This is a genomic window from Clostridium sp. (assembly GCF_036642255.1).
In the GTDB taxonomy this organism is placed as follows: domain Bacteria; phylum Bacillota; class Clostridia; order Clostridiales; family Clostridiaceae; genus Clostridium_J.
The window spans coordinates 1-19,762 of record NZ_JAVWDJ010000036.1 but is presented as its reverse complement, the minus strand read 5'-3'; the positions used below and the strand labels follow the sequence as shown (position 1 = coordinate 19,762).

The 19,762-nt window shown below is 30.2% G+C and carries 19 protein-coding genes and 4 tRNA genes; 20 read left to right on the top strand and 3 right to left on the bottom strand.

What is annotated here, in order from left to right; translation table 11 throughout:
* Positions 1-108: 108 nt before the first annotated feature.
* Positions 109-726 (bottom strand): spore protease YyaC, encoded by a 618-nt coding sequence (gene yyaC / locus RR409_RS15990; protein WP_332558770.1) that lies wholly within the window; start codon positions 724-726, stop codon positions 109-111.
* 134 nt (positions 727-860) lie between these two features.
* Positions 861-2,015: an aminotransferase class V-fold PLP-dependent enzyme gene (locus tag RR409_RS15985; protein ID WP_332558769.1), complete on the bottom strand. Its 1,155-nt coding sequence runs from the start codon at positions 2,013-2,015 to the stop codon at positions 861-863.
* A 428-nt stretch (positions 2,016-2,443) separates the two neighbouring features.
* On the opposite strand from RR409_RS15985, the gene yedF reads away from it, so the two are divergent.
* The 16 genes from yedF (at position 2,444) to RR409_RS15905 (ending at position 17,618) form a co-directional block, all read left to right on the top strand.
* Positions 2,444-3,043 (top strand): sulfurtransferase-like selenium metabolism protein YedF, encoded by a 600-nt coding sequence (gene yedF / locus RR409_RS15980; protein ID WP_332558768.1) that lies wholly within the window; start codon positions 2,444-2,446, stop codon positions 3,041-3,043.
* Positions 3,044-3,067: 24 nt separating this feature from the next.
* Complete coding sequence (locus RR409_RS15975) at positions 3,068-3,319, top strand: DUF3343 domain-containing protein (RefSeq protein ID WP_332558767.1); 252 nt, start codon at positions 3,068-3,070, stop codon at positions 3,317-3,319.
* A gap of 17 nt (positions 3,320-3,336) precedes the next feature.
* Positions 3,337-3,540: a DUF951 domain-containing protein gene (locus RR409_RS15970; protein ID WP_332558766.1), complete on the top strand. Its 204-nt coding sequence runs from the start codon at positions 3,337-3,339 to the stop codon at positions 3,538-3,540.
* A gap of 207 nt (positions 3,541-3,747) precedes the next feature.
* Positions 3,748-4,035, top strand: a complete 288-nt coding sequence (rpsF, locus tag RR409_RS15965) for a 30S ribosomal protein S6 (protein ID WP_332558765.1) — start codon at positions 3,748-3,750, stop codon at positions 4,033-4,035.
* Between the two features lie 210 nt (positions 4,036-4,245).
* Complete coding sequence (rpsR, locus tag RR409_RS15960) at positions 4,246-4,491, top strand: 30S ribosomal protein S18 (protein ID WP_332558764.1); 246 nt, start codon at positions 4,246-4,248, stop codon at positions 4,489-4,491.
* A 533-nt stretch (positions 4,492-5,024) separates the two neighbouring features.
* The gene (locus RR409_RS15955) at positions 5,025-5,342 is read left to right on the top strand and encodes a MazG-like family protein (protein WP_332558763.1); all 318 of its coding nucleotides are present in this window, start codon (positions 5,025-5,027) and stop codon (positions 5,340-5,342) included.
* Positions 5,343-5,353: 11 nt separating this feature from the next.
* Positions 5,354-6,352, top strand: coding sequence for a DUF2232 domain-containing protein (locus tag RR409_RS15950; RefSeq protein ID WP_332558762.1), 999 nt, complete (start codon positions 5,354-5,356; stop codon positions 6,350-6,352).
* Between the two features lie 3 nt (positions 6,353-6,355).
* A complete protein-coding gene (locus RR409_RS15945) occupies positions 6,356-8,359 on the top strand; it encodes a DHH family phosphoesterase (RefSeq protein WP_332558761.1) in 2,004 nt (667 codons plus the stop codon).
* Entirely contained in the window at positions 8,359-8,802 is a 444-nt protein-coding gene (gene rplI / locus RR409_RS15940) for a 50S ribosomal protein L9 (RefSeq protein ID WP_332558760.1), read from the top strand. Before RR409_RS15945 ends, rplI begins: the two co-directional genes overlap by 1 nt.
* A gap of 133 nt (positions 8,803-8,935) precedes the next feature.
* On the top strand, positions 8,936-10,768 hold the full coding sequence (gene lonC, locus RR409_RS15935; protein ID WP_332558790.1) for a Lon family ATP-dependent protease: 1,833 nt from the start codon (positions 8,936-8,938) through the stop codon (positions 10,766-10,768).
* Between the two features lie 198 nt (positions 10,769-10,966).
* Positions 10,967-12,298 carry a replicative DNA helicase gene (locus RR409_RS15930; protein ID WP_332558759.1) on the top strand — a complete coding sequence of 444 codons (1,332 nt, stop codon included), beginning with the start codon at positions 10,967-10,969 and terminating at the stop codon, positions 12,296-12,298.
* A 168-nt stretch (positions 12,299-12,466) separates the two neighbouring features.
* On the top strand, positions 12,467-12,847 hold the full coding sequence (locus RR409_RS15925) for a TM2 domain-containing protein (protein ID WP_332558758.1): 381 nt from the start codon (positions 12,467-12,469) through the stop codon (positions 12,845-12,847).
* 262 nt (positions 12,848-13,109) lie between these two features.
* A complete protein-coding gene (locus RR409_RS15920) occupies positions 13,110-14,069 on the top strand; it encodes an HD domain-containing protein (RefSeq protein WP_332558757.1) in 960 nt (319 codons plus the stop codon).
* Positions 14,070-14,297: 228 nt separating this feature from the next.
* The gene (locus RR409_RS15915) at positions 14,298-15,677 is read left to right on the top strand and encodes an NAD(P)/FAD-dependent oxidoreductase (RefSeq protein WP_332558756.1); all 1,380 of its coding nucleotides are present in this window, start codon (positions 14,298-14,300) and stop codon (positions 15,675-15,677) included.
* 103 nt (positions 15,678-15,780) lie between these two features.
* Positions 15,781-17,067: an adenylosuccinate synthase gene (locus RR409_RS15910; protein WP_332558755.1), complete on the top strand. Its 1,287-nt coding sequence runs from the start codon at positions 15,781-15,783 to the stop codon at positions 17,065-17,067.
* 356 nt (positions 17,068-17,423) lie between these two features.
* Entirely contained in the window at positions 17,424-17,618 is a 195-nt protein-coding gene (locus RR409_RS15905; protein ID WP_332558754.1) for a DUF1858 domain-containing protein, read from the top strand.
* A gap of 63 nt (positions 17,619-17,681) precedes the next feature.
* On the opposite strand, the gene RR409_RS15900 is transcribed toward RR409_RS15905, so the two are convergent.
* Positions 17,682-18,917, bottom strand: a complete 1,236-nt coding sequence (locus RR409_RS15900) for an NAD(P)/FAD-dependent oxidoreductase (protein WP_332558753.1) — start codon at positions 18,915-18,917, stop codon at positions 17,682-17,684.
* Positions 18,918-19,436: 519 nt separating this feature from the next.
* Between RR409_RS15900 and RR409_RS15895 the strand changes: the two genes are divergently transcribed.
* The 4 genes from RR409_RS15895 (at position 19,437) to RR409_RS15880 (ending at position 19,755) form a co-directional block, all read left to right on the top strand.
* Positions 19,437-19,511, top strand: a tRNA-Glu gene (locus RR409_RS15895).
* Positions 19,512-19,516: 5 nt separating this feature from the next.
* A tRNA-Val gene (locus tag RR409_RS15890) sits at positions 19,517-19,592 on the top strand.
* Positions 19,593-19,597: 5 nt separating this feature from the next.
* Positions 19,598-19,674 (top strand) — tRNA-Asp (locus RR409_RS15885).
* A 6-nt stretch (positions 19,675-19,680) separates the two neighbouring features.
* Positions 19,681-19,755: transfer RNA gene (locus tag RR409_RS15880), tRNA-Thr, on the top strand.
* The last annotated feature ends 7 nt before the right edge of the window (positions 19,756-19,762 follow it).

The following is a 19,762-nucleotide window of genomic DNA, read 5'->3' as shown; positions in this document are numbered from 1 at the left end:
TAATAAAACTATATAATGTCCAATGATTAAAACAATGAAGGCAATATAAACTTAGTATTAAATAAATCTATTAGTTTAAGTTATTGGAGTTTAATTAAATATTGGTATCTATCCATCTAAGTTTGAAAGCAACTCTGCAATATTATCTTTTGATATAGAAATATTAGAGGATCTTTTTCCTCCAATTGTTTTTAAAACACTATGATATATACCAGATGAAATTGCTTCAGCTAGTTTCATTACCATATAAAGTCTTGTGTTTTGTAATACCATAAACTCTAAGGAACCAGAAATATTAACAATACCAGTAATACTTAAGTCACCAATTTTAGGTAAGTTTTTATTCAGTGCTGCCCCTGGAGATAGTGGTTTAGATTCTATTATTACTTTTCCTACATTAGGCAATGAACCTAAGGATGCATCAACGGCAATTACAAAAGGGCTTTCATAGGATTTATATATATGCTCTATAATATCAGTTATATTTTTGGCATGAACAGGATTTTCTAAATTTCCATAGATATGAACTTTATCTCTAGTTAAGAATTTCAATTTATCTCCTACTAAAGGACCTAAGCTATCTCCTGTAGAACGGTCAGTTCCAATGCATAAAACAACTATATCTTTATGGGACTTTACTACAGGAATTAATTCCTTACATAAGACTTCCCTTATATTATAACTACAATCATGAGCTAAAGAATCAAAAATCATTTTATTTATCATATAGCAACCCCTCCTATATACAATTATTGACATCATATATAGGTTGTATACTTTTAAATGAAATTTTTATAAATATGATAAATGATGCAATTAAATATTAAATAAAGAAGCATAAAAGCATAATAAAAGTAATACTAAGAATTATTAATAATTTTTTGAATAGAACTTAGGGCATAATCGACATCTTTTATGTCATTAAAGTAACCAAAACTGAATCGTATAGTGCCATTAGGATAAGTACCTATAGACTTATGAGCTAAAGGAGCACAATGAAGGCCAGTTCGTGTACTTATACCATATTGTGAATCCAATATATAACCAAACTCACTATTATCTAGCTTTGATGAATTAATGGAAATAGTAGAAGTTCTACGTGAAACATCTTTAACACCATATATTTTTATTGAAGGAATATTTAAAACTCCATCTATGAATTTCTCAGTTAAAAAATCTTCATGCTCTTTAATGGTAGCGAAACCTTCTTCTTTAATAAAATTAACTCCAGCTAATAATCCAGCAATAGCAGGACCATTCATTGTGCCACTCTCAAACTTATCAGGTAAAAAACTAGGCTGAAGTATATCTGAGGAAAGGCTTCCTGTACCTCCTTCAATTAGAGAAGTGCATAAATTATTAAATTCATCGTCAATTAAGAAACCACCAATTCCTTGAGGAGCAAATAGGCTCTTGTGTCCAGTAAAAGCAAGAGCACTACATCCAAGAGCATTAAAGTCTAAATCTAATACTCCTGCAGTTTGTGCACTATCGATTATAAGATAGATACCTCTTTCTTTACACAGTTTTCCAATTTCTTCAAGGGGTTGTATGGTACCAGTAACATTAGAGCCGTGTGATAACACAACAAGTTTTGTATTAGGTTTAATTTTCTTTTGAAAATCTTCTACACTAACTTCTCCTAGAGAATTAGCATTTATAATATCTAATTCTATTATTTTTTGTAGTGATAGATTACTTAGGGTTCTTAAAGTGCTGTTATGATCCATAGTGGATGTGATAACATGCCATCCTTTTTTTACAGACCCTTTTATTAGCATGTTCAAAGAATATGTTATATTTGGGGTAAAAATAACATTTTCTACTTTATCAAAATGAAAAAATTCACTTAGGGTATTTCTAGCTTCAAAGATTACCTTGTTACCCTTAAGTGAAGAACTAGAGGCTCCTCTGCCAGGATTTGAGCCTATATTCGTCATATAGTTCATCACACTATTATAAACGGCTGTAGGCTTTGGAAATGATGTAGCAGCATTATCTAAATATATTTGCATTATAAAACCTCCTTAAATAAAGAACACAATTAATTGATTAATTGAATGATTAAAATTTATCTATAAATAATAACAATAGTTATCATTATAGAAGTTTGTTATAATTATATATAGCGATAATTTTATAAAAGTTATTTAATTTGTAGGAATTAGGATTCACACGGGTATATAACTGAAAACAGTTTTTTGTTTTAGAGATACGATATAATAACATAGTTTAAAGCTTATATTATACAAGAACATCATAGAAAGCATGTAATTTATTAACTCTAAAAAGTAATTAAATCATATTATAAAAGTGCTAACAATATTAAATTTTTACTATTTAAGTTTAATATTACTAGTAATTAATTAATAATAGCATAATAAAGTTATTATTGTAAAAAATATTTATAAAAATTAAAGGGGGAAGACGTTAAGTCATTATTATGAATAATATAATTAATTGTAAAGGAATGAATTGCCCATTGCCAGTGGTAAACACTAAAAAATACTTTGATACTATTAGTAGTGGAACTAGCACTACCATAGTAGATAATGAAGTGGCTAAAAATAATGTAATTAAATTTGTAGAAAATAGTGGGTTTAAGTATGAAGTAGAAGAACATGACGATCTTTATTATATAACAGTTGTAAAGGGTGACGGAGCTATAGAAAACAAAAATGCAATAAATCTTGCGCCACAAAACAATAAAGACGTTTTAACCATCGTTATTGGTTCTGATAAATTAGGGAATGGGAATGATGAATTAGGGTTAGCACTAATGAAAAGCTACTTGTTTGCACTTTCTGAAGCTGATATAATTCCCAAGCATCTAATTTTCTTAAATAGTGGTGTTAAGCTTGTAGTAGAAGATTCATTAGTTCTTGATAGTCTTGAAAAGTTAAAGGATAGGGGCGTGAATCTTCAAAGTTGTGGATTGTGCCTTGATTTTTATAAAATTAAAGATAGCGTAAGAATTGGTGAAATTACAAATATGTATGCTATAATAGAACTTATGAATAGTTCTAGAACAATAAAATTATAGAATATAAATTCAGGAGAGATTGTAATGAATCATTTTTATATTTTAACCTTTAATAATACTCATGAAGCTATGAAAGCAGAAAGTGTATGCCTAGGATCAAAACTTAAAGTTACTATGATGCCAACACCTACGTATATAACTAAAAGTTGTGGCATTAGCCTTAGGATTGGTCAAAATGATTTTGAACCTTTAAAGGATTTGGTACAAGATAATAAATTTACTTATAAAGGGATATTTGAATTAAAGGAAAATGTCCTTAAGCAAGTTGAACTATAATTACGAGGAGTCATTATATGAAAGAGTTTGATTTACATGATATAGTTGAAACAAAAAAAACTCATCCTTGCGGAAGTAAGCAATGGGAAGTTATAAGAGTGGGTGCAGATATTAAGATAAGATGTCTGGGCTGTGATAGAATAGTAATGCTACCAAGGAATAAGTTTGAAAGCAGTATAAAAAAAGTAATTAAAAAGAATGAAGATAGTATAGAAAAATAAACTATTGAAATAATAAATAAGTATTTTGAAGCTTTTATATGTAGGTTTTATATGTAGGTTTTATATAAAAAGTACAAAATACTTATTTATTTTATTAGGTTGTAAAATATTTTACTTGATTTTTATATGATTTATTGGTAAAATCTATTGATGTAATCCCTGCTGTGTAAAGCACAGCCGTTAGTCCGGGGGGAGGAGGTGAAACTAATGAGAGCATATGAAACTATATTCATACTACATCCATCATTAGACGAGGAAGCTGTTAAAGCTAACATCGAAAAATTTAAAGGTGTAATAGAGAATAATGGAGGAGAAATCGAAAACGTTGACCTATGGGGAAGAAGAAGATTAGCTTACGAAATCGCTAAAGTTAACGAAGGTTTCTACACATTAATAAACTTTAAAGCTAGTGCTGAATTACCTAAAGAGTTAGATAGAGTATTCAGAATTACTGATAGCGTTATAAGACATATCATAATAAACCCAGAAAGCTAATATAAGGGTTTTGATATCTGTAACTAAAGTAATTTATTGATTAAGTACACTTTATTTAATGGAGTGTACATATTAAATTGAGAAATGATACAAATTCTAACTGGTATGGATGCCACAAGTTATAGAACGTTATTTTAAGTATAGGATATAGTTCTTATAAATTGTAGGAAATTCATGCTAATGTAATAATTAGGTAAGGAGGAGAAAATAATGGCTTTTGATAGAAACAAAGGTGGCAACAGAAGAAGACCTAAAAGAAAGGTTTGCTCATTCTGTATAGATAAAGCTACTGCAATAGATTATAAAGATATATTTAAATTAAAAAAGTACGTTACAGAAAAGGGTAAAATATTACCAAGAAGAATTTCTGGAACTTGTGCTAAACACCAAAGAATGTTAACTTCAGCTATTAAGAGAGCTAGAAATATAGCATTATTACCGTTTACAACAGAATAATAATGCAAGAGCAGAGTTTTTAAACTCTGCTTTTTTTATTTATTAATTTCATTTACTATTTTTAAGAATTTAGGATAAACTTAGTAATAATACATCATCTATATATTTAAGGTTATATCAATTGTTATAATTTTAGATTTAATAAAATTTAGTTATATCATTAGAACATATATTTTAATATAGTCTAGTGTTAAGAAAAAGTAGTTTACTTATTATTTTATCCCTCTCAAAATAAATATTATTAAATTATAAGTATATGTAATAACAAGTTTATATAGTATAATAAAGCTATATCCATATACTGTAAGACAGTGAAATATTAATTAAATAGATAAAAAATTTTGTTGAAAGACATTAAAAGGAAACTTAATTCTAAGAAAGAAGTTCTATAAGAATATTTCCATATGAATTTTATTGAGAATTGCTCAAAATTTAGTACTTAAAATTAAAAATAATGTTAAGTTTTCTAAGGTTGCATAAATATAGAAAAATAACTAAAATAGATTTATAGCCTATGTGAAGGGGTGGTATAGATGAGAAAAGAAGATTTCAATATTATGTCTAATGTTAAATTGGTAGAGAGCCTAAAGGCGGAGATATTATGTACCATAGGAGATCTTTTTAAAATTTTAAGTAAGGGTAGTAATGTGGCACAGGAGGCCATACTAGATTGCATATCAGGTGCAATTATAATGCTATATATATTAGCAGAAAAATTAGGATATTCCCATCTAGCCGTTGATGAAACCATGAAACGTAAGCTTAAGATAGGTATGGTAGAAGGTGACTCACTAGAAAGAGATGGAAAGGGGTTAAGCAAACTCTATAATCATATCAGAGAAAGAAATTAACGGAGGAAATTATGGAAAAAACTAAATATAATACAAATGCGTTGGTAGAATCAGGGTTTATGGCAGTGTTTATTATAACTATATTAATAGTTACAAATTATGTACCTTTACTATCTTTTTTAGGTACATTAATTTTACCAATACCCATTGTTGTATTATTCTTAAGACAAGATTTAAAAAATACTATAATTTGCATAGTATTTACTACTATAGTTACATCCATGGTCTTTAATCCAATTATGTCGATAAATGCTTCAATTAACTACTCATTAATAGGATTAACTTTAGGATATTGTATAAAGCATGAAAAGACATCATATTTTACCATAATGATTTTAACTTCTGTATGTATATTGTCAAATATTTTAACTTTATCATTTTTAAGCATTTTTGTAGAAAAAGCAAATTTAATATCTACTATAAAAGAATTTATGGGTATTGTTGCGAATAGTTTTATTAAATCAATAGAAGATATTAAGGCTACATATATGGCTAAGGGTGTAAGTGGTGAACAACTTAAAGTAATGGATGATATGCTATCAATGATAAATGTGGAAACCCTTTTAATTTTCATACCGGTTAGTATTGTGGTATATAGCTTCATATCAGCTTATATTAATTACATAGTTTCAAGGGGAATTTTAAAAAACCTTAGATATAATATAGCTCCAATGAAACCTTTTAGTGAGATTTATATAACTAATTTAGTAGGGGCATTTTTAATTGCTCTTATATGTATTGGTATAATATTAAGTGGAAGAGGTATTAATGTAGGAGCATATCTTTATAAGTCTGTTTCTGTATTATTAGGCATAATACTTCAACTTAATGGTATAGCAGCAACAGTTTATTTTTTAAGAAGAAAAAAATTACTTAATAAAAGAAGTACTTTTTTTGTTATATTTTTTTCTTTCTTATTTGGATTAACAAATATGTATTTTTTAATTGGCTTTAGCGAGATGATCTTAGATTTTAGAAAACTAGACCCTTATAGAATAAGAAAGGTGTAGCTTATGGACAATAAAGAATTAAAATATAATTTTTTTGGGATTACTAGTAATAAGATTTACATGATATTGATTGCCATATTAATAGCAGTGATATTTTATTTTAGACATTTCGCAATAGGTTGGGTAGCATTAATTATTTATGTAGTTCTTGTTATATATAATACAAGGACTATGCAAAACAAGAAATATGAGTGGAAGAAGTTTATTGACTCTGTATCATCAAAAATGGATATAGCCACCACAAGCACTTTTGTTAAGCTACCTTTTCCATTGATAATGATAGGTAATAAAGGAAATATATTATGGTATAATCCTAATTTATCTTCCAAACTTGAAGGAGAACAAATCTTAGGAAAAAACATAAAGGATGTTATAAAGGAGTTTAATATCAAGCAAGTAGTTGAAGGGAAAAAGGATATATATAATAATATCCAAATAAAGGATAGTTATTATGATATCTACATTAATCTAATAGATATAGAAATTTCCAGTGACGAAAATGATAAAATAATACTCTTATATTTTTATGATGTTACAGAAAAGGTTAATTTATTAAAAACCATAGATAGTAACAAAGAAAGCATCATGCTTATTGAAGTTGACAATCTAGATGATGTGATAAAAAGCACTGAAGAAGGTGCGGCGCCACAGTTAGTAGCGGATATTGAAAGAACTATAAATAGTTATGCTCAAACGTTAGAAGCCATGATTAAAAAGTACTCCTCTAATAAATATGTGCTTACTACTAAGGATAAGCATATTGAAAAAGAGATGGAAAAGAAATTTGAAATTTTAGATACTATTAGAGAAATAAATGTTGGAAATAAGCTAGCTGTTACACTAAGCATAGGAATTGGACGTGGAGGAAAAACTCCAGCTCAAAACCATGATTTTGCAGTAACCGCTAAGGACTTAGCCTTAGGTCGTGGGGGAGATCAAGTTGTAGTTAAGAGCTTTGAAAAATTGTCCTTCTACGGGGGTAAGACCAAAGAAGTTGAGAAAAGAACAAAGGTTAGAGCTAGAGTTATAGGTCATGTATTACTTGACCTTATAAATGAAAGTAGTAATATATTTATAATGGGACATAAAAATCCAGATATAGATTGTCTTGGTTCTGCGATAGGGATGTATAGCATCATAAAATCTCTAAATAAGGAATGTTATGTAGTGCTAGATGGACCTAACAATGCTGTGAGACAAATGTTAGAAAAGTTTGATGAAGATGAAAGTTATGGAAATACTTTTATAAACATTGAAAAAACTAAAGCTTATAAAAATGATAAAAGTTTGCTGATTTTAGTTGATGTCCACAATGAAGGATATGTACTTTCAATGGATGTAGTTAATTCCTTTGAAAGAGTAGTAGTGATAGATCATCATAGAAAAGCAAAGGATTTTATTCAAGAAACAGTGCTTAGTTATATTGAACCTTATGCATCTTCAACAGCAGAATTGGTTACAGAAATTATTCAATACATGGTGGATAAGCCAAAATTAAAAAAAATAGAAGCTATTGGTCTACTAGCTGGTATTTGTGTGGACACTAAGGATTTTTACTTTAAGACTGGAGTAAGAACTTTTGAAGCTGCTGCATTTTTAAGAAGACTTGGTGCAGATACCATAGATGTAAAAAGAATCTTTACTGATGATTTAAAAGTTTACCTTATGCGCGCAGAAATAATAAAGGCAGCTGAGGTTAAAAATGGAATAGCGGTGGCAAAATGCCCTCCAAATATAGAAGATACTGTATTAACTGCCCAAGCAGCGGATGAATTGCTAAATATTACAGGTATCCAAGCGTCCTTTGTTATTGTTAGAATGGAAGCAGATGCTTATATTAGCGGAAGATCTCTTGGAGATATTAATGTGCAGGTAATATTAGAATCCTTAGGTGGAGGAGGTCATATGACAATGGCTGGTGCAAAGCTTAATTCTACCACTGTAGATGAAGCTGAAACACAGCTATATGATGCCATAGACAAATACTTAAGGGAAGGTGAAAAGTAATGAAAGTTATATTATTACAAGATGTTAAAGGTGTAGGAAAAAAAGGAGAGGTGATTAATGCTTCTGATGGATATGCAAGAAACTTTTTATTTCCTAAAAAATTAGCTCAAGAAGCCAATGATGTTAATATGCACATTTTAAATAAAAAAAATGAAACTGATAGAAAGAAAAAGCTTGCTGAAATTGAAGCAGCACAAAAATTAGCTGGAGAACTTAAAGATAAGGTAGTTAAGATTACAGCTAAAGCAGGAGAAAGCGGAAGATTATTTGGTGCTATAACAAGCAAGGATATTGCTCAAGAGTTAAACAAACAACATAGTGTGGATATAGATAAGAAAAAGATTGTAATGGATACGATAAAGACCATGGGAACTTTTGATGTAGAGGTTAAATTATATCCTGAAGTATCTACTAGAATAAAGGTTGTTGTTTCAGAGCAGTAATTCTAAATTTAGAAACTGAAGGGAGGAAATGCATTAGAAGGTAACTAGGACCTTCTAATGCGACTTAATTTTGAGATTACAATCTATTAATGAATTAGACAACTACAAATTTGATAAGGCACTACCGGTAGATATGCAAGTGGAAGTACTATTTGAGCTTATGCATAAGGTATTAGATGAAGGATCTGTGAAAGCTAAAGTAGTTAAGTACAAGCTTCAAAAGTATATAAATAGTAAAGATACATATAAAAGACTTTATGCGCTAAATAAAATCCTTACTAATGGAAAAGGGATTGAGTTAGTGCCAAATAGCTGTAATGCACTAGAAGTTTTAGAAGAGACAAGTAAAGCTCTTAGCAACTTAGTTGCTAAAAGATATGTACAAAATAAAATTGAAACTGAAGTAGAACAATATCTAATGGAGAAACAAGATAAGTATGTGGAAGAAGTTAGATTAAGCATTATCAAAAAGCAAAAGGGTCCAGAAAATGCAAAAACTCTAAAAAAGTATGCAGAATTAGAAGTGTTAGATTCTAAAAAACTTACTAAAAATATAATGTCCATGCTAAGACCAGAGGAATTTTCTGAAATTATTGGACAAGAAAGAGCAATAAAATCTTTAATTTCCAAGATGTCATCACCATATCCACAACACATTATTTTATACGGACCTCCAGGAGTAGGGAAAACTAGTGCTGCAAGGCTTGCTTTAGAAGAAGCAAAAAAACTTGAATACACTCCTTATGAGGATAGTGCTAAGTTTGTGGAAGTAGATGGGACAACCTTAAGATGGGATCCACGAGAAATAGCTAATCCACTTCTAGGATCAGTACATGATCCTATTTATCAAGGAAGTAAAAGGGATTTAGCTGAAACAGGAATACCAGAGCCTAAACCAGGACTTGTTACTGAAGCTCATGGTGGAATATTATTTATAGATGAAATTGGTGAATTGGACTCAACACTTCAAAATAAGTTGTTAAAAGTTTTAGAAGACAAGAGAGTAGAGTTTTCATCTTCTTACTATGATCCAGATGATGAAAGCACTCCACAATATATAAAGTTTTTATTTGATAAAGGAGCACCAGCAGATTTTGTACTTATAGGGGCTACCACTAGAGATCCAGGAGAAATAAATCCTGCTCTAAGATCAAGATGTACAGAAGTGTATTTTGAACCACTTTCTGCAGTTGATATAGAGAAAATTGTATTAAATGCTGCTAAAAAGTTAAATATTAAATTACAAGAGGGTATTGCCAAGGAAATAAGTAGATATACTATAGAAGGTAGAAAAGCTGTTAATCTATTAGCAGATGTATATGGTTATGTACTTTATAATAAAGGATATAATGATAATGAGGCTACTTTTATAGCGATGAAGGATCTCAATGAAGTAATATCCATAAGTAGGCTTAAACCTTATGAAGAAGTTAATAATAATGATGAAAAAGAAATAGGTCAGGTATATGGACTTGGAGTTGCAGGTTTCTTAGGTTCTACTTTAGAAATAGAAGCGTCAGTATTTGAGGCTAAAGATAAGGGTGCAGGAAATGTAAGATTTAACGAAACAGCAGGTTCTATGGCAAAAGATTCTGTATTCAATGCAGCTTCTGTTATTAGAAAAATAACTAACAAGGACATAAAAGACTACGATATACATGTAAACATTGTAGGTGGAGGAAAGATTGATGGACCTTCTGCAGGAGCTGCAATAACCGTATGTATAATCAGTGCATTATTAGATAAGCCATTAAGACAAGATATTGCTATAACAGGGGAAATTTCTCTTAGGGGGAAAGTTAAGCCGGTAGGTGGAATATTTGAAAAGGTTTATGGTGCAAGAAGAAAAGGAATAAAAACTGTAATTGTACCAAAGGACAATGAGAAGGAAGTTCCTCTAGGACTTGATGATATAGAAGTAAAAATAATATCAACCATTGAAGAACTTTTAGAAATTGTGTTTTAATAATAATTACTTTATAACTATAACCCTGCTATAATTATGGCAGGGTTATAGTTTAGTTCAAACGTAGATGAATATTTCTGTAAACCAATTATAAATATAAATGAAAATTTATTAGATAATTTCTAGTTCGTTAGAATTAATTAGTTAACAGAAGATATTAGAAAATAGATTTATTTTTTATTAAAAGGAGATGATTTCATGGAAGCACCTATTAGGAGTATGCCTCATAACCTTGATGCAGAGCAATCTGTATTAGGTTCCATGCTTATAGATAAAACTGCTATTGCTCAAGCGGCAGAAACACTAAATGCAGAAGACTTTTATAGAGATTCTCATAAGGTGATTTTTAGTGCTATAAAAGATTTGTATCAAAAAGATACTCCTATAGATATGATCACTTTAATTGATTACCTGAGATCTACAGATAAGCTTGATGTTGCAGGTGGAATAACATACATAACAGAAATAAGCAATTCAGTACCATCTACTGCTAACTTGAACTCTTACATACAAATAGTTGGAGATAAATCCATATTGAGAAAGTTAATAAGAAGTTCCACTGAGATAATTGAATCAAGTTATAACAAACAAGATGATGTTGATTCTGTAGTAGATCTAGCAGAAAAGAAAATTTTTAATCTTTCACAGCAGAAGAATACTAGTGATTTTGAGCCTATGAATGCAGTTTTAGAAAGAGGCTTTTTAGAAATTGAAAGATTATTTAATAATAAAGGGGAAACCACTGGTATCCCAAGCGGATTTAAGGATCTAGATGATAAAACTTCAGGGTTTCAAAAAGGAGATATGGTACTTATTGCAGCAAGACCTTCTATGGGTAAAACTACTTTTGTTTTAAATCTTGCACAATTTGCAGCACTTAGAGCTGGTAAAAGTATTGCAATTTTTTCTCTAGAGATGAGTAAGGAACAACTTGCATATAAACTCTTATGTGCAGAGGCTAATGTTGATATGTTGAAACTAAGAACGGGAAACTTAGAGGATAGAGATTGGGAAAACATTGCAAGGGCTTCAGGGCCGCTTGCAGCAGCTAAAATTTTTATAGATGATACAGCTGGTATTTCTGTAATGGAAATGCGCTCTAAGTGCCGAAGATTAAAGCTTGAACATGGAATAGATATGATAGTTATAGACTATCTTCAACTTATGAGTGGAAGCAATCCCGATAATAGACAACAAGAGGTATCAGAGATATCAAGAAGTATTAAGGCTATAGCTAAAGAAATGCAGTGTCCTGTAATTGCATTATCACAGCTTTCACGTGCACCTGAGCAAAGGGCAGATCACAGGCCAATGCTATCAGACTTAAGAGAATCTGGTTCTATTGAGCAGGATGCTGACTTAGTTATGTTCTTATATAGAGATGAATATTACAATAAGGAAACTGAAGAAAAAAATGTGGCAGAATGTATTATTGCAAAACAAAGAAATGGCCCTGTTGGCACAGTAAAGCTTGCATGGCTTGGTCAGTTCAGTAAGTTTGGAAACCTTGATATAGTACATCAAAATTAAATTATATTAAAATAAAAGTAGCTTAAAATTAAGTTAGCAGGGAATTTCTCTGCTAATTTAATTTTTAATACTATAAATATAAGTGAGCATTTATAGTATTAAAGTAATATAAACATATTAATAATCATAAGGATATATATAAAACTTTATAAATGAGGTGGTATCCTTATGAAATGCAATCAGTGTAATTTTATAAATGAAGATAATGTAGAGAAATGCTCAAATTGTGGATGTTATCTTATTCACCAGGATAAGGTTGATGAAAATAATCTACAGAAGCGACAAGTTATTAATACTCCAAATGTAGATAAACAAGATAATGTTAGTAGCAAAGGTTGGAGCTCAGTGCTAATATTATGTGTATTACTAGGCTTAATTGGTTTTCATAGATTTTATGTAGGCAAGGCTGGTACTGCTATTTTTATGCTATTAACCTTAGGTGGTTTTGGCATTTGGACTCTAGTTGATTTAGTAATTATAATAATTGGGGAATTTACTGATGAAGAAGGAAAGAAAATTATAAGAGCTAAACACTCTTTGGCAAAGTAGCATAAAAAGTATAGTTATTAATTAAACCTTGGAGTACTAAATATGAAATTCGTTCAATATGGTTTTAAATATCGGTAACTAAACTTAGTTCGATATAAACTAGGAATTTATAGAAGTTTAGATCTTCTAAAAGTCGTTAAGGAAATTGGGTTGTTAATTATTAAATATATTTTTTACGCATTATTATTGTATAATTATTTTTAATTTGATAATATTCATATATTAGAATATGTGTGTTAAGGCTAGATTTGAGGAGAGATAGATGGTGACTAAAAAAATAGTTGACTTTAATAAAGGTGACAAAATTGAAGGTTATTTCTTAATAAAAACCATAGACTGTAAGATAACCAATAATAGTAGTACAAATAAATATTTGGATATTAATTTAACTGATTCCACTGGTGAAATCAATGGAAAGCTTTGGGAATGTAATAGTGAGCTAGAAAAGCTTTTTACTGATAGTATGGTGGTAAAAATTAGAGGCGTAGTTAATGAGTATAGAGGAAAGCTTCAATTAAAAATAGAAAAAATAAGAAATGTTACTTCAGAAGATAAAATTAATATTGATGACTTTGTTCTATCAGCACCATATAAATCAGAGGATATGTTTGATATTATATTAGAGTTTATAGAAAAAATTGATAATAATGATGTAAAAAATATTGTAGAAAATATTATCTTAGAATCTAGTAGTAAAATGATGCACTATCCCGCAGCAAAATCAAATCATCATGCTATAAGGGGTGGGCTTTTATATCATACTACTTCAATGCTTAGAGCAGGAGAAAAGCTTTTAGAGGTTTATACTCACCTAAATAAGGATCTTCTATTTGCAGGCATTATTTTACACGATATTGCTAAAATTTATGAGATGGACTCTAGTGAGTTAGGCATAGTATCCCAATACACTACTGAAGGCCAATTGTTAGGTCATATAATTTTAGGTGTTAATCTTATTGATAGAGCAGGAAGAGAAACAAAGGCAGATAGCGAAATTATAATGTTACTTCAACATATGATTTTAACTCATCATTATGAGCCAGAGTATGGAAGTCCTAAAAAGCCTATGATTCCAGAAGCTGAGATGCTTCATCACTTAGATATATTAGATGCAAGGATGTATGATATGCAAAAGGCATTAAATGATGTAAATGAAGGTGACTTCTCAGAAAAGGTATATAGCTTAGAAAATATTAGTATATACAAATCAAAATTTAGATAAAAACAAGAACCAGTTAAATTATCATAACGTGATAATTTAATTGGTTTTTTAGTTTATAAAGTTAGTTTTTTCATGATTTATGTAATAATTAAAAGCTTAAACAGGTTAAACTATAAATTATAAGACAAAAGAAATACTACGAACTATAAAAGTGAATACAATAATAATATTCGCATTTTTATTGCTAAAAGCATTATACTTTGTTAATATATTTATGGGGTGATTTGAATGAATAATTTTTATGACATTATAATTGTTGGTGCAGGTGCTAGTGGAATATTTACCGCTTATGAGCTTATGGTTTTAAATTCTAAAGCAAAGGTTTTGATAATTGAAAAAGGTAACAGCTTAGAAAAAAGAAAGTGCCCTATTAATGGAAAAAATATAAAGAGTTGTATTAATTGTAAGTATTGCAATATAATGAATGGTTATGGTGGAGCAGGAAGTCTTTCAGATGGAAAGTATAATATTACTAATAACTTTGGTGGAGATTTATATAAATATATTGGTCATGAAGAAGCATTAGATTTAATGTATTACGTAGATAAAGTACTGTGTGATAACGGTGGTAGTGATGCTAAATTATATTCTACAACTAATAGTATGTTAAAAACTAAGGCACTTCAGTATGACTTGCATCTGTTAGATGCGAAGGTAAGACATCTAGGTACTGATAGAAACCTTAAAATATTAGGAAATATGTATAACCACTTAAAAGAAAATATAGATATGATTTTTAATACAGAAGTTAAGGATATATATAAAGAAGAAGGGAATTTCATAGTTATTACAGATAATGGAGATTATAGTTGTAAAGACTTAGTAGTAGCTAGCGGACGTTCTGGTTCTAAGTGGATATCAAAGGTATGTGAAGGGTTAGGAATAGAAACAAGAAGCAATAGGGTGGATATTGGAGTAAGAGTGGAGTTACCAGCAGCAGTATTTGAACATATAACTTCAGAAGTTTATGAGAGTAAAATAGTGTACAGAACTAAAAAATATGGTGACCTAGTAAGAACCTTCTGTATGAATCCTCATGGAGAAGTAGTTAATGAAAATACTAATGGAATAGTAACTGTGAATGGACATAGCTATTCTAATCCAGAACTTCATACACAAAATACTAATTTTGCATTATTAGTTTCTAATCATTTTACAGAGCCTTTTAAGAATAGTAACGAATATGGAGAGTCCATTGCAAGACTTAGTAATATGCTAGGTGGTGGAGTGCTAGTTCAAAGATTTGGAGACTTAGTAAAGGGAAGAAGAACAAATGATCATAGATTAGAGAGTAGCTTCACTATCCCAACTTTAAAAGCTACACCGGGAGATTTAAGTTTAGTAATACCTAAACGTCAATTAGATGCTATAATCGAAATGATATATGCGCTTGATAATGTTGCACCAGGGAGTGCCAATGAAGATACATTGCTCTATGGTGTGGAAGTTAAGTTTTATAATTCTAAAGTTACAGTTGATAGTAACTTAGAAACAAAAATAAAAGGATTATATATATTAGGAGATGGTTCAGGAGTAACACATTCCTTATCACAAGCTTCAGCCAGTGGAGTTTATGTGGCTAGGATTTTAAATAAGAAGTATAATTAAGATTAGAAAAAATTATGCAAATTAATAAATTATAGAAATGTAAAAGAATGATTAAAATATTTATTAAGTATATGAATTTAGTAGGAGAAAGAGAGGAATTTTTATGTCAGCATTTGTAGTATTAGGAGCTCAGTGGGGAGATGAAGGAAAAGGAAAGATGACAGATTATCTTGCAGAAACGGCAGAGGTAATTGTTAGATTCCAAGGAGGAAATAATGCAGGTCATACAGTAGAAGTTGGAGATAAGCAGTATAAGCTTCATCTTATACCATCTGGTATATTATATAAAGAAAAATTAAATATAATTGCTAATGGAGTAGTAGTAGACCCCGAGGCACTATTTAAAGAAATGGACTACTTAGGAGCTTTAGGGGAAGATATAACTCCTGAAAGACTGTTAGTTAGTGATAGAGCTCAAGTTATTATGCCTTATCATAAGCTTCTTGATGAGCTTAAAGAAGAGGCAAGAGGCAAAAATGATATAGGTACTACTAGAAAAGGTATTGGACCTTGTTATACAGATAAAGTTGAGAGATGTGGAATTAGGGTTTGTGACTTAATTAAACCTGAAGTCCTTAAAGAAAAGCTTCAAGAATATTTAGAAATGAAAAATCAGTTAATAACAAAAGTTTATGAAAGTAATGAACTTAATTTTAATGAAGTCTACGAAGCTTATGTTAAGTATGGTGAAAGAATAAAGCCATATGTAACAGATACTTCAGTTAAAATATATGATAGTATAAAAGCTGGCAAGAAGGTACTATTTGAAGGAGCTCAAGGTACTTTACTTGATATAGATTTTGGATCATACCCATATGTAACTTCTTCTAATACTGTAGCTGGTGGGGTTTGTACTGGTGCAGGAATAGGACCAACTATGATTGATGGAGCAGTTGGAATTGTAAAAGGTTATACTACTAGAGTAGGTAAGGGACCATTTCCAACAGAGCTTAATGATGAAACTGGAGATTGGATTAGGGAAAAAGGTTTTGAGTATGGAACTACAACAGGAAGAAGTAGAAGATGTGGCTGGCTTGATCTTGTAATACTAAAAACTGCAGCTAGAATTTCAGGATTAACAAGCTTTGGTATAACAAAAATTGATACATTAGCTGGACTTGAAAAACTTAAAGTTTGTATTGGTTATAAGCTAGAGGGAAAAGTTATAGATTACTTCCCAGCAAGCTTAGAAGACTTAGCGAAGTGTGAACCTGTTTATGAAGAATTTGATGGATGGGACGAAAGCATTAACCATGCAAGAACTTATGAGGCACTACCTGAAAATGCAAAAATATACCTAAGAAGAATAGAAGAGTTTACAGGGGTTAAGATTTCTATCATATCTGTTGGTCCAAGAAGAGATCAAACTATGATGGTGAACAAATTATAATTTAATCCTTAATAAGTTAGTATGAAGTAATAAAAAGCTCATCATTAAAAGATGGGCTTTTTGCTTATGCAAAAAATATTATTATTTAAACAAAATATACAAAGGAATAGGAGAATTCTTCGTTAAGTAAGTTAATTAGCATGATTTACGACTATTTGAAATAATTTGAGGTTTAATTGAGAAAAATATGCAATTTATATTATAAATAAATAAAAGTTATTAATAGAAAAATACTATGAATATTGTAACATAAGTTACACAAATTATTTTCAGATAGTGCTATAATTAAGCCATAGAGAATATTAAAAATACTTTCTAAACATAATATAAATATAATAATTTATGAGGTGATATATATGAAAATATTAAAAACAATGACAATTGGTGAAATAGTAAGAACTTACCCACAATCTCCAGAAATATTAATGAGATTTGGAATGGGATGCGTAGGATGCCCATCAGCTCAAGCTGAAACTTTAGAAGAGGCAGCTATGGTTCACGGACTTAGCCTAGATGATCTATTACAAGAATTAAATAAGGCTGTAGAATAACTTGTTATTTAATTAATGGAGTAAGAAAACAATTTTCTTACTCCATTAATTTTTATAGTATATTTAAACTAATGAATCTTTAATGGCTTTTACAGCCACAGAGGCAGAGCTCCAAGCCCATTGAAGGTTGAAACCACCACAGTCTCCATCTACATCTAATATTTCACCACCAAAATAGAGCCCTGAGACTAATTTTGATTCAAGGGATGTATCACTTACCTCTGTAGTATCAACACCACCTAAAGTTACCTGAGCGTTGTCAAAGGAGTTAGTACCACAAACAATAAACTCCCAGTCCTTTAATAAGTTATATAGCTTAAAACGTTGATCATAAGAAATATTGTAGGTAATGGAGTGTATATCTTCAATTCCTACTTCTTTTAACACTATAGGAATTAGTTTTTTATTAATAATTCCTACTAAGTTTTCAGATATGGAACGATGTGAAAATATTGCAAAGTGATTTTCTAAGAAATCAATTAAGGCATCTTTAGAAAAGTCCATCATCATATCCACTTTAAGTGTTACATTTCTTTTTGCTAAGACACCTTTAGAAGCAAATCTACTTAGTTGAAGAATAGGAGGCCCAGAAATACCATAGTCAGTGAATAAGATTTCACCACTATCCACTTTTCTTAATTTATTATCTATAAAAATAGATGCAGATCCAATAAACTTCACACCTGAAAGAGCTTTTAATCTGTCATATTTAAGCTTTAATTGTACAAGTCCTGGAGAGGTGGCAATAATATTATGTCCTAGTGATTTAGCTAGAGTATACCCTGATCCATCTGAACCAGTTTTGCTATAACTTTTTCCGCCAGTACATAACAAAACTTTTTTACTAGTAAATGTGACACCATCTTCAGTGATTATTTTAAAAGTATTTTGCTTTTCAATTTTTTTAACTTTTGAATTAATATAAAGAGGGATTTCCCTATCTTCGATATTAAATCTGAAAATATCTAATACAGAAGAAGCTTGAAGCGACATGGGATAAAGCTTACCCTCTTCTAAAGGCAAAACATAAAGACCTATAGATTTAAAGAAGGTAAGAGTATCGTCTAAGTTAAAATTATCTAAGGCATACTTAAAAAATAATTTATTATCACTATGATATCTTAAATAATTTATTTCATTGTTAGTTATATTACATCTACCATTACCTGTGGTTAATATTTTTTTCCCAATTCTATCTCCACTTTCGATTAAAGCTACATTTATGCCAAGATCTTTAGCCATAATTGAAGTAACGATTCCACAGGCGCCTGCACCTATAATAATAAGGTCATAATTCAAAATAACAACTCCTTTGTTTGGAAGGGGATTAATAAAAGATAATACGCTTCATTTGAAGTGTGTTCAAGACAAATCTAATATTTTATAAAACTATGATGTTTTATAAATTTACAAGGATTATTATAATAAAAAGTTTACAAATCCTTAGGTATAGTATAAGTATATTATATGATACATGAAAGTTTATTTAAATATTATGTATACTGATTTTAACTGCAATTGTAAAAAAATTATTTTTATAAAACCACTTATCATATGATATTATAAAATATTTCAATATAAGTAAATTGCAATTTCTATATTTATAAAGGAGATATGAAGTTATTTAATATGTAACTATTATTGCCAAACTTTCATAGAAAGTCTAAAAAAACCCCTTGGAAATAATTACTTATAAAAAAATTAAAAAAACTTTTAAAAATTTGTTGACATAAGGTTAAAAATTTTGTATTATAGTACATGTCGGGTGAGCCGAGAAGCAGCAAAGCAAACCTGATAAACAAAAGATAAATGACATATGGCTCCTTGGTCAAGCGGTCAAGACACCACCCTTTCACGGTGGTAACAGGGGTTCGATTCCCCTAGGAGTCACCATTTGCGGTCGCATAGCTCAGCTGGGAGAGCATCTGCCTTACAAGCAGAGGGTCACAGGTTCGATCCCTGTTGCGACCACCACATATGGCCCAGTGGCTCAGTTGGTTAGAGTGCCGGCCTGTCACGCCGGAGGTCGAGGGTTCGAGTCCCTTCTGGGTCGCCATATTTTGCTGGCATGGCTCAACGGTAGAGCAGCTGACTTGTAATCAGCAGGTTGTAGGTTCGATTCCTATTGCCAGCTCCATTTTAAA